Below are 12,144 nucleotides of genomic sequence, written 5' to 3' on the forward strand. Positions count from 1 at the left end.
CAGCCCCGCACTGGGTACGCGGCTACAGTGCTTTGACGGCCCCGAGCACCTGGGCCAGCGAGTCCTTGGCGTCGCCGAAAAGCAGCGACGTCTGCGGCTCGTACAGCAGGTCATTCTCGATCCCGGCGAACCCGGGACGCATGGAACGCTTGAGGAACACCACCTGCCGGGCCTCCGCCACTTCCAGGATGGGCATGCCGTAAATGGGTGAGCCCGCGGACGTCTTGGCGGCCGGGTTCACGACGTCGTTCGCGCCCACCACCAGCGCCACATCGGCCGTCTTGAACTCCGGGTTGATCTCCCCCATTTCCTTGAGCGACTCGTACGGCACGTTGGCCTCGGCCAGCAGCACGTTCATGTGCCCGGGCATCCGGCCCGCAACGGGATGGATGGCAAAGTCCACCTCAATGCCGCGGCTTTCCAGGGCCAGCGCGAGCTCGGCCGCGGTGTGCTGGCCCTGGGCCACGGCCAGTCCATAGCCGGGAACAATGATGACGCGCTGCGCGTAGCCGAGCAGGACCGCAACGTCCTCCGCGCTGGAGGAACGGACGGGACGCTCGCTCACGGCGGTGGATCCCGCCGTCGAACCTCCCCTGAACGCTCCGAACAGGATGCCCGCCACGCTGCGGCCCATAGCCGCCGCCATGGCCCGGGTGAGGATGGTGCCCGAGGCGCCCACCAGGGTGCCGGCCACCACCAGCAGCACGTTGCCCAGCACCAGGCCGGAGGCTGCCACGGCAAGGCCGGTGAAGGCGTTCAGCAGCGAGATGACGATGGGGACGTCGGCACCGCCCACCGGCAGCACCAGCAGGATGCCGGCGGCCAGTCCCAGCACCAGCAGCAGCGACGCGAGCGGAAGGGAGCCGGTAAAAACGACGACGGCGGCCGCCGCCACGGCGGCGAGCAGCACCGCGGCCATCACCGCCGGCAGTCCGGGAAACACCACCGGCCGGGTGGTCATCAGTTCCTGGAGCTTCGCGAACGTAACCCCCGAACCGGCGAAGGACACGGCACCCACCAGGAGGGTGAAAACGATGGCCAGGCGCACCCAGGGATCGCCGGCATGGCTGAGTTCCAGGAGCGCCACCAGTGCTGCTGCGCCGCCGCCCACGCCGTTGAAGAGGGCCACCAGCTGCGGCATCTGCGTCATCTTGACCCGCCGGGCCACCGGGGCGGCCACGGCCGACCCCACGGCAATGGCCGCCAGGATGCACGGGATGTTCTCCAGCCGGGAGGACAGGAACACGGTGACGACGGCGATCAGCGCCCCTGCGGCGCCGATCAGGTTTCCGCGGCGGGCGGTCCGCGGGGAGCTGAGCCCGCGCAGCGCCAGAATGAAGAAGACGGCGGCGACCAGGTACAGCAGCGACGTCCACACAGGATCCAGGAGGCTCATTTGCCGTCCGCCTTCCGGGCGGCCTGACTGGTGCCGGCCTCTTTGCGCGCATGGAACATGTGCAGCATCCGGTCGGTCACCACAAAGCCGCCCACCAGGTTGGCCGTGGCAAGGACGACGGCGAGGAGCGCCACCGCGAGCACCCAGGGGTCTGCAGCCTGGCCGGCGACGATGATGGCGCCCACCAGGATGATGCCGTGGATGGCATTGGCGCCGGACATCAGCGGGGTGTGCAGGGTGCTGGAGACCTTGGACACCACCTCGAAGCCGACAAAGACGGCCAGGACCGTAATGGTCAGCAGGCTCATACCGTCCATCAGAGCGCCCCTTCCCGCCGGGAGCCGGCCCGCTCGGCCAGCAGGTCCGCCGTCGGCTGGTGCCGCACCGTGCCGTCGTGGGTGAGGCAGGCCCCGGCGATGACCTCGTCACTGAAATCGGGAGCGAGCGCACCGTCCCTGACCATCAGCACCAGCAGGTTGGCGACATTCTTCGCGTACAGGCGCGAAGCATCCGACGCCATGGCGGAGGGTGCGTCCTTCAGGCCGACCAGCAAGACGTTGCCGGAGCCGTCAGCGGTGGGTATGGGAACGTCCTGGCCCGCCACGACGCCTTCCACGTTGCCGCCCGACTCGGCCGCGAGGTCCACAACCACCGACCCTGCCCGCATGCCCTGCACCATCTCCCGTGTGACCAGGAGCGGTGCCCGCCTGCCGGGGACGGCCGCCGTCGTAATCAGCACGTCGGCCTGCGCCACATGCGGTGCCAGCAGCTGGCGCTGCCGGGTGCCGGCGTCGGAACTGAGCTGGCGGGCGTACCCGCCGGCGGCCTCCGCCGTTTCGAGGTCCAGCCGGATGAAGGTGCCGCCCATGGAGGCTACCTCGTCCGCGGAGGCGGGGCGGATGTCGTTGGCGAAGACCCGCGCGCCGAGGCGCTTTGCGGTGCCGATGGCCTGCAGGCCCGCCACCCCGGCCCCCAGCACCAGCACCCGGGCGGGCGGGACGGTGCCGGCGGCGGTCATGTACAGCGGAAAGAACCGGGGCAGCCGGATCGCCGCCTCAAGGACGCAGCGGTACCCGGCCACAAGGGCCTGGGAGCTGAGGGCGTCCATGGACTGGGCCCGGGAGATGCGGGGCACGAGTTCCAGGGCGAAGGATGTGACGCCGGCGTCGGCGAGCGCCTGGACGGTTGGCAGTTCGGACGACGGCGATGCGAGCCCCACGGTGGCGGCTCCCCTTTTCAGGGACCGGGCTGTGTCCGGGTCGAGGGGCCGGACGTGGGCAAGGACGTCCAGCTGGGCGGGATCGAGCTCGGAGACAATGCGTGCACCCGCCTGGCTGTACGCGAGGTCCGGGTACCCGGCCGCCGCGCCTGCGTCTTCCTCGAGGAGTATCTCGACGCCGAGCGCCGCCAGCTGCTTGACCGTTTCCGGCGTGGCGGCCACCCGCCGTTCACCCTCCCGGCGTTCCCGCGGTATGCCCAGTTTCACCCGCTGACTCCCCTCGCTGCATGGATGCGCGAGCGCCGCCCTGCCGGGCCGTTCCTGGTTGACCTGGACCAGCCGGCTTCGCGGAGCGGCGCTGCTGCACGTAGTTGGCTTGAGTCTATGGCCCGCACCGGTGCCGCGGGAGTAGTGCGGCCTGCTTGGGTGGCAAACAGTTACCTTACGGCCGCTTGCGCCTGCTCTGTTCCCCGCCCGCCAGCCGGTAGGAATCCTGCAGCAGTTCCGCCAGCAGCTCCCCGCCGATCCCGTCCAGCCGCACCAGCACCAACTGGGGGGAACGCTCGTGATGCGGGGTCCAGAAGTATGTTTCCGGCTCCGTTCCCGCCAGGGCCTCGCGTTCGCCAGTCTTGACGGTGAGGACTCCGGGTTCCCAGATGCGGGCCATCAGGGTCCTGGCGAACCATGCGGGCTGGCCCCAGCTGGGCCGCTCCGTGACGCCCGTCATCGCCAGGGCAATCCTGCGGACGTCGGCTTCGGTGGCCATAAGCCACAGTGGCACTGCTGCCGCTCCGGGGCAAGGGCTGCCGGTTCGCCGGCGCCGCGGGCGTGCGTGGCGCCGCGGGCGTGCGTGCCGCCCGGGCCGCGTCAGCCTGGCGTGTCCGCCATCGCGGGCCGAAGCATATCCACGCCGCCGAGGCGTTTTGCCGGCCGGCCCTGGTAGTCCAGCCCTATCTCACGTGCTGTTTCCTGCAGGAGCGGGACAACTGTCTGTTCGATCACGTCCTGGGCGGCGCGGTGTGTCTGCAATGAGACGTTGACAGCGCCGACAGCCTCGTCTCCGCACCAGATGGGAACGGCAACGCCGCGGAGGCCGTTCTCCAGTTCCTGGGACACCATGGACCACCCCTGGCTCCGGGCAAGGCTGACCTCGTCCTTGAGGGCCTCGAGGCTGCCGACGGAGTGCTCGGTAAACCGCTGCAGGTGGACCGATTCGTAGTACGCCTCCAGCCTGCCGGCCGGCAGTGCGGCGAGGAGCACCCGGCCCATGGACGTCGCCCACGCCGGAAACCTGGTGCCCACGCTGATGGATACGTTGAGGAGCCGTGGGGAGGGGACACAGGCGACATACGCGACGTCCGCCCCATCAAGCACGCAAAGGGACGCCGTCTCGCCGAGCTCGGACGCCAGCAGTTTGAGGTGCGGCTCGGCCACCCGGGGAAGGGACAGGATGGAGAGGAAGGACGAACCCAGCTCCAGGGAACGGGCGGTCAGTTCAAAAGTCTGTCCATCCGTCCGCAGGTACCCCAGGTCCGCCAGCGTCAGCAGGAACCGCCGGGCAGAGGCACGCGTTATGTCCGTCGCCGCCGCGATTTGGGAGACGGTCAGGCGGGGGGTTTCCGAAGTGAACGCCCTGAGGACGTCAAAGGCCTTCCCGACCGACTTCACAAAGTACGCCGGATGTTCTTCTTCCATGGACTTCCTGCCCTTCCGAAAAAATATAGGACACCGGGCCCGCCTCGGTGGGCCCGGTGTCCCTGAGCGTAGCTAGCTCGAAACCTTCGCCTGGTCCGCTCCGGCGCCCACTGCCTTGCGCCGCTTCAGCTGCGCGCGGAGGGGAGGGACCACCAGTGCGGCGGCAGAGATGGCAAGGAGCACCAGCGCAATGGGACTGGTGAAGACGGATGCCCACCCGTCGGTGATGAGCGCGCGGCGCAGGTTTGCCTCGGCCAGGGGGCCGAGGATCAGGCCCAGAACAGCAGGTCCTGCAGGGAAACCGAACCGCAGCATGAACAGCCCCACGGCCCCGAAGATCATCATCATGAACACATCGAAGACGCTGTTGTTGATGGAGTACGTCCCCACCATGCAGAAAATCAGGATGATGACCCACAGGTAGTGGCTGGGCAGTTCCAGCAGTTTGACCATGCCGCGCATGCGCAGGAGGCTCAGCCCGAGGGTCAGGATGGTGGCGATCAGCATGATCGTGACCAGCGAGGAGACAAGGTCCGGCCGGCTGCTGAAGAGGCTGGGCCCCGGCTGGATGCCCCAGATCATCATGGATCCGATCATGACGGCCATGACGGAATCACCGGGGACGCCGAGCGCCATGGTGGTGGTCACGCTGCCGCCCAGGGTTGCCGTGCTGGAGGTATCGCCGGCAGTCAGGCCCTCAAGGGAGCCCTTGCCGAACTCCTCCGGGTGCTTGGAGACTTTCCTGGCGTTGTCCCACGCGATGATGCCTGCGATGTCGCCGCCCACGGCCGGGACAAGGCCGACGACGGATCCGGTCACCGCACCGATTCCCATTGGCTTGAGCAGCCGCTGCATCAGTTTCCGTCCCGGCATCCACTGGCCCAGCTGGGTGACGGGCTTGACCTGGTGCAGGTGCCTGCGCCTGGTGAGAATCTGGTTGAGGACTTCCGCCACGCCGAAGAACCCGATGATGACCGGGATGAAGGGCACGCCGCCGTTCAGTTCCAGGACATTGAGGGTGAAGCGGGCGTCACCGGTGATGGGATCACGGCCCACGGTGGCCAGCAGGAGACCGAAGGCTCCGGCGGCAAGGCCCTTGAGGATCCGTCCCGAGGAGACACCCACCATCATGGTCAGGCCAAAAACCACCAGCGCGAACATTTCCGGCGGCCCGAACTGGCGGGCGAATTCCGAAAGGGGCACCGCGGCGACCGCCAGGATGAGGATGCCAAAAAGCATGCCGAAGGCCGAGCCGAAGGCGGACGTCGTCAGGGCCAGGCCCGCCTGTCCCTTCAGGGCAAGCGGATAGCCGTCAAAGGTTGTGGAAATGGAGGCAGGGGTGCCCGGGGTGTTGATGAGGATGGCCGGCACCCGGTCCCCGAACTGGGCGGCCACGTAGATGGTCAGCAGCACGGCGAGGCCCTGGATGGGTTCCAGCGTCAGAGTGAAACCGCTGGCCAGAGCCACGGCCATGGTGGCAGTCACACCCGGGAAGGCACCCACGAGCATGCCCACCAGGATGCCCAGGCCTATGTAGAGAAGGGTATCCACCTGGAGGACGGTCATGATGCCGTCCGTGACGGGCGAGGCAGCGATCTGGATCATAGGTTCACCCGCAATGCGACGACAAAAAGGAAATGGAGGACGGCCGTAACGATGGCCGGGAACACGAGCAGCGGCCTCCAGCCCCGGCCGCCGTAGAGGGCCGTCAGCGCGACGCTCGTTGCGAACGTAATCAACCAGAACTGGAGGACGTTCCATAGCAGGAGGTAGCCCACCAGGATCACGGCCGTCAGCAGCATCCGGCCGATGCCCCAGCCGCTGAGCGGATCAGGGAGGTTTGCCCGGCTGACCCCGCGCAGCACGTTGACCACCACCTGCAGGACGCCGAGGACGATAAGGCTCCATGCGAGCATGGTGGGCCAGAAGGGAGGCCCGAGTTCCACCCGGACCCCCGAACGGATGCCCTGGGCGAGCACCAGGATGAGAACGCCGAGGCCTATGGTGACGGCGGCCGGAACCAGTTCCCTGAGCCGGTGCGCGCGGTCCGTGACCAGCACCTCGGACGCCGGGTGGATATGGGCTTCGGCGTGGTCCTGCTCAGGGTCTGTTGGGTTGAGGCCTGCCGGCGGCCCTGTTGCTGTGTGATCGTTCATTGCGGTTCCTCAGTAGGGGCCGGCCAGCGGAAGGCCGGCCGGCCCGTCTGCCTCGAAGTGTGTGCCCTGCGCTACTTGCCCTGCGCGAGCTTGATCCACGGTCCGTAACGGTCGGCTTCCTCGTCAAGGAAAGCCTTCATCTCCTCCGCGTCCTTGAAGGTAGGCACGAGGTTGGACCCTTCGATGACCTTCTTGTATTCCGGGTCCTCAACAGCCTTGCCCATGGCGGTGGAGAGCTTGCTGACCACTTCCTCGGGTGTACCTGCCGGAGCCATGATTCCCACCCATGAAGCGTTCTGCAGGTCGATTCCTTCTTCCTTGGCGGTGGGGACATCCGGGTTCTTTGGATCCCGTTCCTCGGTCAGCATGGCCAGGTAACGGAGCTTGCCTGCGTCCACCTGGTTCTTCTGCGTGCCGATCGCATCGATCGAGAAATCGACGTCACCGGCCGCCGCAGCAGCAACTGCCGGGGCTGAGCCGTCAAACGGGACAGATGTGAGTTCGATTCCGGCCAGTTCCTGGAGGCCCTGGGCGGGGGAATCCCAGACCGAGCCGACGCCCGGGCTGGAGTAGGTGACCTTGCCGGGGTTGGCTTTGGCGTCCGCGACGAGGTCCTTGAGCGACTTGTAGGGGCTGTCCACCGGGACAGCGATGGCACCGGGTCCGGCCAGGCCCTGGCCAATCGGCGCGTAGTTGGACGGGTCGATGTCGTAATCCTGGAACTGCAGGGTGGCCACCTCTACGCCCATCATCGAGAGGTTGTATCCATCCGGCTTTTGGTCCTTCAGCCAGTTGTAGGCCACCGATCCGTTGGCTCCCGGCTTGTTTTCGACGATGACTTCGACGCCCAGCTCTTTTTCCAGCAGCGGTGCGATGGTACGGGCCGTCAGGTCCCCCGAGCCGCCTGCGGCCCACGGAACGGTCAGCCGGATGTCCTGTGCAGGGAAGTCGGCTTCCGAACTGCTGTTGCTGCCCGAGGCGCAGCCGGTCAGCGCAAGCAACCCCGCCGTGCCCACTGCGAGTGATTTTAGAAGGGTTTTCACTACGGTTTTCTCCTTTGATACCCGTACTCCGACAAGGCTGCCGGCTGTCTTCTCCGACAGTGCGCCTCGCCTGGGACTTTGTGCGCATTACGAACATGTGTGCATAAAACGTACAGTAGTTGTAATCTAGTTCACATCGAGGCCCGGAACAAGGCCGCGGCCGAAATTGTGACCGGCAATCCGACCCAAGGACGCTTCGCACTGGCGGGGCCGGAAGGTGGACAGAATGAGTACTCCGGCGGAGTCGTACCTGGTGGGGTTGATCGGCGAAGGAACCACGCACTCCCTGACCCCCGCCCTCCACGAGCGGGAAGCCGACCATCACGGGCTGCGGTACATCTACCGGACCGTCGACCTGACCGTCCTGGCACGTCCGGCGGACGACGCGGGCACCCTGCTCTCGGCCGGACGCGACCTGGGCTTCAATGCTTTTAACATCACCGTTCCAGCCAAACAGGTTGTCCTTAGGTACCTTGATGTTCTTTCGGACGATGCGGCGCGGCTGGAAGCGGTCAACACCGTCCTTATCCGTGATGGCAAGTTCATCGGCCACAACACCGATTACTCCGGATTTGGCTCCGCCCTCGAGGAAGGCCTCCCCGGAGCATCCCTTGGACATGTTGTGCAGCTGGGCGCGGGCGGCGCCGGGGCCGCTACGGCCTATGCGCTCCTGGCGGCAGGAGCGCAGCACCTGTGCGTCCTGGACCTGGATCCCGCCCGGTCCCGGGAGCGGGCCGAGGCCCTCGCGCGGATCTTTCCGGACAGGAACATCGAGTGGCGGCCGATCGGCGAGATAGGGGATCTGATGTCCGAGGCTGACGGCCTGGTGCATGCCACTCCCGTGGGCATGCACGCCCACCCGGGCATGCCCCTGGACGGGGACCTGCTCCAGTCCCGGCACTGGGTGGCCGATATCGTCTACCGTCCGATCGAAACCGAACTGGTCAAGGCCGCCGGCGCCAAAGGGTGCCGTGTGCTGGACGGCGGCCACATGGCCGTGGGCCAGGCGGTGGACGCCTTCCGCCTCATCACGGGCGTGGAACCGGACCGCGCACGCATGAGGCAGCATTTCCTGTCCTTGCTCCGGCAGGGGAGCTAGGCGCGGGCGGCGTCCACCCCCTTGGGGCGGCTAACCCCGGGCGCTGAGATCGGCGGAGATGAGTTTCGCCGTCGCAATGATCTCCTGTGCCACCGAGGCCAGGAAGGCGTCAGGGTCCGGCTTGGCGGCCACGGACTGGGCCTGCAGGGACACGTTGACGGCTGCCACTACCCGGGACCTGTCGTACACAGGGGCCGCCACGGACATCAGGCCCAGCTCCAGCTCCTGGTCCAGCAGGCACCAGCCCTGCGCCCGGACCGTCTCAAGGACTGGCAGAAGGTCCTTGGCGGTGCCCAGGGCGCGCGGGGTCAGCGGCTTGATCTCGGCCGTGGCCAGGTAGGCCTTCAGGTCCGCCGGAGGCAGCCCGGCGAGCAGCACGCGGCCCATTGACGTTGCGTACGCCGGGAAGCGGGTGCCCACGGTAATGCCCACGTTCATGATCCGGCGGGTGGTCACCCGGGCGATGTAGGCGATGTCCGTCCCGTCGAGCACCGCCGCAGAGGTGGACTCCCCCAGCTTCAGGGACAGTTCCTCAAGGTGCGGCTGCGCCATCTGCGGCAGCGACAGCCCGGACAGGTACGCGTAGCCCAGCTGGAGCACCTTGGCCGTCAGCGCGAAGGTTTTGCCGTCCGTCCGCACGTAGCCCAGCTCCACCAGGGTGTGCAGGAACCGCCGGGCAGTGGCGCGCGTCAGACCGGTGCGGGCTGCCACCTCCGTCAGGGTCATCATCGGGTGGTCCGTATCGAATGCACGGATGACGGCGAGCCCGCGGGCCAGGGACTGGACGTACTGGTCACTGGCCTGCGGGGCACCCGCTGATGCTGCGTCGGTCATGGTTACCAATCCTAGGGCCGCCTCAGGCCGCGGCGGCCGCCTTGAGCGGAACCGGCACCAGTTCCTGGAGTTCCTCCAAAGTGCAGCCGAACGTTTCGCGGACGGTGATGCCGCCGGGCCCGGTGAGGAAGACGGCTTTGTCCGTGTACACGCGGGTGACGCAGCCGACGCCGGTGAGCGGGTAGGTGCAGGACTCCACGATCTTGGACGCGCCTTCGCGGGTGAGCAGGGTCATCATCACGAACACGTCCTTGGCGCCGGTGGCCAGGTCCATGGCGCCTCCGACGGCGGGAATCGCGCCGGGTGCACCGGTGTGCCAGTTCGCCAGGTCGCCGGTGACTGATACCTGGAACGCGCCGAGCACGCAGATGTCCAGGTGCCCGCCGCGCATCATCGCGAAGGAGTCGGCATGGTGGAAGTAGGAGGCGCCGGGGAGCTCGGTGACGGGGATCTTGCCCGCGTTGATGAGGTCCTCGTCAATCTCCTCGCCCCTGGCCTCCGGGCCCATGCCCAGCATCCCGTTCTCCGTGTGGAGCGTGATGTCCTGGTCCTCGGTGAGGTAGTTGGACACCAGGGTGGGCTGGCCGATGCCGAGGTTCACGAACGAGCCGGGGGCGATGTCCCTGGCCACCAGGCGGGCGAGGTCGTCCCGGCTCAGCGGGGTCTCGGAGGTCTTGATGCTCGATTCCATGACGCCCATCTCAGGCCACCTTCTCTTCAGTGCCAGTGGTGCTGCCGGCTGCCGCGGGAACGCGGACCACAGTATTGACGTAAATTCCGGGAGTCACCACGTTCTCCGGATCCAGAGCCCCGACAGGGACGATCTCAGAGACCTGGACTATGGAGTGCCTGGCCGCCGCGGCCATGATCGGCCCGAAGTTCCGGGCGGTCTTGCGGTACACCAGGTTGCCCTTCCCGTCCGACTTGAGCGCCTTGATGAGTGCGACGTCGGCGTGGATGGGGGTCTCGAACACCTGGCCGCGGCCGTCAATGATCCGGGTTTCCTTGCCTTCGGCGAGCATGGTGCCGTATCCGGTGGGGGTGAAGAACCCGCCGATCCCGGCCCCGGCGGCCCGGATCCGCTCGGCCAGGTTGCCCTGCGGCACCAGTTCCAGCTCGATTTCCCCGGCCTTGTACTTGGCGTCAAAGTGCCAGGAGTCTGACTGGCGCGGGAAGGAACAGATCATCTTCTTCACCCGGCCTTCCTTGATCAGCAGGGCCAGGCCCTGGTCACCCTGGCCGGCGTTGTTGTTCACCACCGTCAGGTCCGTGGCGCCGCAGTCCAGCAGCGCGTCGATCAGCTCGAACGGCTGCCCGGCGTTGCCGAACCCGCCGATCATCACGGTGGAACCGTCCTTGATTCCGGAGACGGCCTCCTGGACCGACTCTACGAAGTTCAGCATTGCCTAGGCCTTTCCTGTGCTGGTGCCTGCGGAGGCGGTGACGTTTTCGAGGACGACGGCGAGGCCCTGGCCCACGCCGATGCAGATCGCCGCGACACCCCAGCGTTCGCCGGAGGCCTGCAGGGACCGGGCCAGGGTGCCCAGAATGCGGGTTCCGGAAGCCCCCAGCGGGTGGCCCATGGCGATCGCGCCGCCGTGCCGGTTCACAATGGAGTGGTCGATGCCCCAGGCGTTGATGCACGCCAGGGACTGCGCGGCGAACGCCTCGTTAAGTTCGACGGCGCCCACCTGGTCCCAGCCGATGCCCGCCTTCGCGAGGGCCTTGTTCGCCGCCTCCACGGGGGCATACCCGAAGAACTGGGGATCGTTCGCGTGCGCGCCGCGCCCGGCGATCCGGGCCAGCGGGTCCAGGCCCAGCAGCCCGGCGGCAGCCTCGCTGCCCACCCAGGCCGCGGAGGCGCCGTCGGACAACGGCGAAGCATTCCCGGCGGTGACCGTGCCGTCCTCGGTCCGGAACACGGTCTTCAACCCGGCGAGCTTCTCCGCCGAGGAACCGGCACGGATGCCCTCATCCCGGACCAGGTCCGTGCCCGGTACCGGGGCCACGAGGTTGTCGTAGAACCCCTCGTCCCACGCCGCGGCAGAGAGGTTGTGCGAGTCCGCGGCGAACTCATCCTGCGCTTCGCGGGTCACGCCGTACTTCTCGCGGAGCCGCTCGGTGGCCTCGCCCAGGGAGATGGTCCATTCCGTGGGCATGGCCTTGTTCACCAGGCGCCAGCCCAGCGTGGTGGAGGCCAGGGTCATGTCCCCGGCCGGGTAGGGCTTCTCCGTCTTGGGCAGCACCCACGGGGCCCGGGACATCGATTCCGCCCCGCCCACCAGCACCAGCTCGGCGTCACCGGCGTTGATCTGCCGGGACGCGATGATCGCCGCGTCCAGAGAAGACCCGCACAGCCGGTTGACCGTGGTGCCCGGGATCGACACCGGCAGGCCGGCCAGCAACGTGCCCATCCGGGCGATGTTCCGGTTCTCCTCACCGGCACCGTTCGCGTTGCCGAACACCACCTCATCAATCCGCTCCGGGTCCAGCCCGGGGGCCCGCTTCACCGATTCCTTAATCACATGCGCGGCAAGGTCATCCGGGCGGACGGCGGCAAGGCCGGACCCGAATTTGCCGAACGGGGTGCGCACGGCGTCGTACACAAAAGCCTGGTTCATCACTGTTCCTCTACATTCTTGACTGGTCTGCCCAACCAGGTAGCAGTTGATGTCGTTTTGGGGGCCCAGAGCGACATCTGC

13 protein-coding genes are annotated in these 12,144 nt (G+C 67.4%); 1 reads left to right on the forward strand and 12 read right to left on the reverse strand.

The genetic code is table 11. The features are described 5' to 3' along the window. Window positions 1–22: 22 nt before the first annotated feature. The 8 genes from NFU08_RS14925 to NFU08_RS14960 form a co-directional block, all read right to left on the reverse strand. Window positions 23–1,396 (reverse strand): NAD(P)(+) transhydrogenase (Re/Si-specific) subunit beta, encoded by a 1,374-nt coding sequence (locus NFU08_RS14925; protein WP_251424424.1) that lies wholly within the window; start codon window positions 1,394–1,396, stop codon window positions 23–25. Further along, window positions 1,393–1,713 (reverse strand): NAD(P) transhydrogenase subunit alpha, encoded by a 321-nt coding sequence (locus NFU08_RS14930; RefSeq protein ID WP_251424426.1) that lies wholly within the window; start codon window positions 1,711–1,713, stop codon window positions 1,393–1,395. Before NFU08_RS14930 ends, NFU08_RS14925 begins: the two co-directional genes overlap by 4 nt. Then, window positions 1,713–2,882, reverse strand: a complete 1,170-nt coding sequence (locus tag NFU08_RS14935) for a Re/Si-specific NAD(P)(+) transhydrogenase subunit alpha (RefSeq protein WP_174177737.1) — start codon at window positions 2,880–2,882, stop codon at window positions 1,713–1,715. Before NFU08_RS14935 ends, NFU08_RS14930 begins: the two co-directional genes overlap by 1 nt. Window positions 2,883–3,057: 175 nt before the next feature. Then, window positions 3,058–3,381, reverse strand: a complete 324-nt coding sequence (locus NFU08_RS14940) for an MmcQ/YjbR family DNA-binding protein (RefSeq protein WP_251424495.1) — start codon at window positions 3,379–3,381, stop codon at window positions 3,058–3,060. Between the two features lie 101 nt (window positions 3,382–3,482). Continuing rightward, the gene (locus tag NFU08_RS14945) at window positions 3,483–4,310 is read right to left on the reverse strand and encodes an IclR family transcriptional regulator C-terminal domain-containing protein (protein ID WP_251424428.1); all 828 of its coding nucleotides are present in this window, start codon (window positions 4,308–4,310) and stop codon (window positions 3,483–3,485) included. A 72-nt stretch (window positions 4,311–4,382) separates the two neighbouring features. Further along, window positions 4,383–5,915 (reverse strand): tripartite tricarboxylate transporter permease, encoded by a 1,533-nt coding sequence (locus NFU08_RS14950; protein WP_217432406.1) that lies wholly within the window; start codon window positions 5,913–5,915, stop codon window positions 4,383–4,385. Next, the gene (locus tag NFU08_RS14955; protein ID WP_174177743.1) at window positions 5,912–6,466 is read right to left on the reverse strand and encodes a tripartite tricarboxylate transporter TctB family protein; all 555 of its coding nucleotides are present in this window, start codon (window positions 6,464–6,466) and stop codon (window positions 5,912–5,914) included. Before NFU08_RS14955 ends, NFU08_RS14950 begins: the two co-directional genes overlap by 4 nt. A gap of 71 nt (window positions 6,467–6,537) precedes the next feature. Beyond that, a complete protein-coding gene (locus NFU08_RS14960) occupies window positions 6,538–7,509 on the reverse strand; it encodes a tripartite tricarboxylate transporter substrate binding protein (RefSeq protein ID WP_174177745.1) in 972 nt (323 codons plus the stop codon). A gap of 226 nt (window positions 7,510–7,735) precedes the next feature. On the opposite strand from NFU08_RS14960, the gene NFU08_RS14965 reads away from it, so the two are divergent. Beyond that, window positions 7,736–8,608, forward strand: coding sequence for a shikimate dehydrogenase (locus NFU08_RS14965; RefSeq protein ID WP_251424430.1), 873 nt, complete (start codon window positions 7,736–7,738; stop codon window positions 8,606–8,608). Between the two features lie 30 nt (window positions 8,609–8,638). On the opposite strand, the gene NFU08_RS14970 is transcribed toward NFU08_RS14965, so the two are convergent. The 4 genes from NFU08_RS14970 to NFU08_RS14985 are packed head-to-tail and all read right to left on the reverse strand — an operon-like array spanning window position 8,639 to window position 12,063. Next, a complete protein-coding gene (locus NFU08_RS14970; protein WP_251424432.1) occupies window positions 8,639–9,442 on the reverse strand; it encodes an IclR family transcriptional regulator C-terminal domain-containing protein in 804 nt (267 codons plus the stop codon). Window positions 9,443–9,464: 22 nt separating this feature from the next. Further along, window positions 9,465–10,142 carry a 3-oxoacid CoA-transferase subunit B gene (locus NFU08_RS14975; RefSeq protein WP_251424434.1) on the reverse strand — a complete coding sequence of 226 codons (678 nt, stop codon included), beginning with the start codon at window positions 10,140–10,142 and terminating at the stop codon, window positions 9,465–9,467. A 1-nt stretch (window position 10,143) separates the two neighbouring features. Continuing rightward, complete coding sequence (locus tag NFU08_RS14980) at window positions 10,144–10,845, reverse strand: 3-oxoacid CoA-transferase subunit A (protein WP_251424437.1); 702 nt, start codon at window positions 10,843–10,845, stop codon at window positions 10,144–10,146. Between the two features lie 3 nt (window positions 10,846–10,848). Then, entirely contained in the window at window positions 10,849–12,063 is a 1,215-nt protein-coding gene (locus tag NFU08_RS14985) for a thiolase family protein (protein ID WP_251424438.1), read from the reverse strand. Window positions 12,064–12,144: the final 81 nt, after the last annotated feature.

Origin of the sequence: Pseudarthrobacter sp. NCCP-2145, assembly GCF_023708005.1 — a bacterium.
Lineage (GTDB): Bacteria > Actinomycetota > Actinomycetes > Actinomycetales > Micrococcaceae > Arthrobacter > Arthrobacter oxydans.

What these genes read in the sequence shown, in the direction of transcription:
- NFU08_RS14925 (WP_251424424.1), bottom strand. Translation starts at nt 1,396, where the DNA reads ATGAGCCTCCTGGATCCTGTGTGGACGTCGCTGCTGTACCTGGTCGCC.
- NFU08_RS14930 (WP_251424426.1), bottom strand. Translation starts at nt 1,713, where the DNA reads ATGGACGGTATGAGCCTGCTGACCATTACGGTCCTGGCCGTCTTTGTC.
- NFU08_RS14940 (WP_251424495.1), bottom strand. Translation starts at nt 3,381, where the DNA reads ATGGCCACCGAAGCCGACGTCCGCAGGATTGCCCTGGCGATGACGGGC.
- NFU08_RS14945 (WP_251424428.1), bottom strand. Translation starts at nt 4,310, where the DNA reads ATGGAAGAAGAACATCCGGCGTACTTTGTGAAGTCGGTCGGGAAGGCC.
- NFU08_RS14950 (WP_217432406.1), bottom strand. Translation starts at nt 5,915, where the DNA reads ATGATCCAGATCGCTGCCTCGCCCGTCACGGACGGCATCATGACCGTC.
- NFU08_RS14955 (WP_174177743.1), bottom strand. Translation starts at nt 6,466, where the DNA reads ATGAACGATCACACAGCAACAGGGCCGCCGGCAGGCCTCAACCCAACA.
- NFU08_RS14965 (WP_251424430.1), top strand. Translation starts at nt 7,736, where the DNA reads ATGAGTACTCCGGCGGAGTCGTACCTGGTGGGGTTGATCGGCGAAGGA.
- NFU08_RS14970 (WP_251424432.1), bottom strand. Translation starts at nt 9,442, where the DNA reads ATGACCGACGCAGCATCAGCGGGTGCCCCGCAGGCCAGTGACCAGTAC.
- NFU08_RS14975 (WP_251424434.1), bottom strand. Translation starts at nt 10,142, where the DNA reads ATGGGCGTCATGGAATCGAGCATCAAGACCTCCGAGACCCCGCTGAGC.
- NFU08_RS14980 (WP_251424437.1), bottom strand. Translation starts at nt 10,845, where the DNA reads ATGCTGAACTTCGTAGAGTCGGTCCAGGAGGCCGTCTCCGGAATCAAG.
- NFU08_RS14985 (WP_251424438.1), bottom strand. Translation starts at nt 12,063, where the DNA reads ATGAACCAGGCTTTTGTGTACGACGCCGTGCGCACCCCGTTCGGCAAA.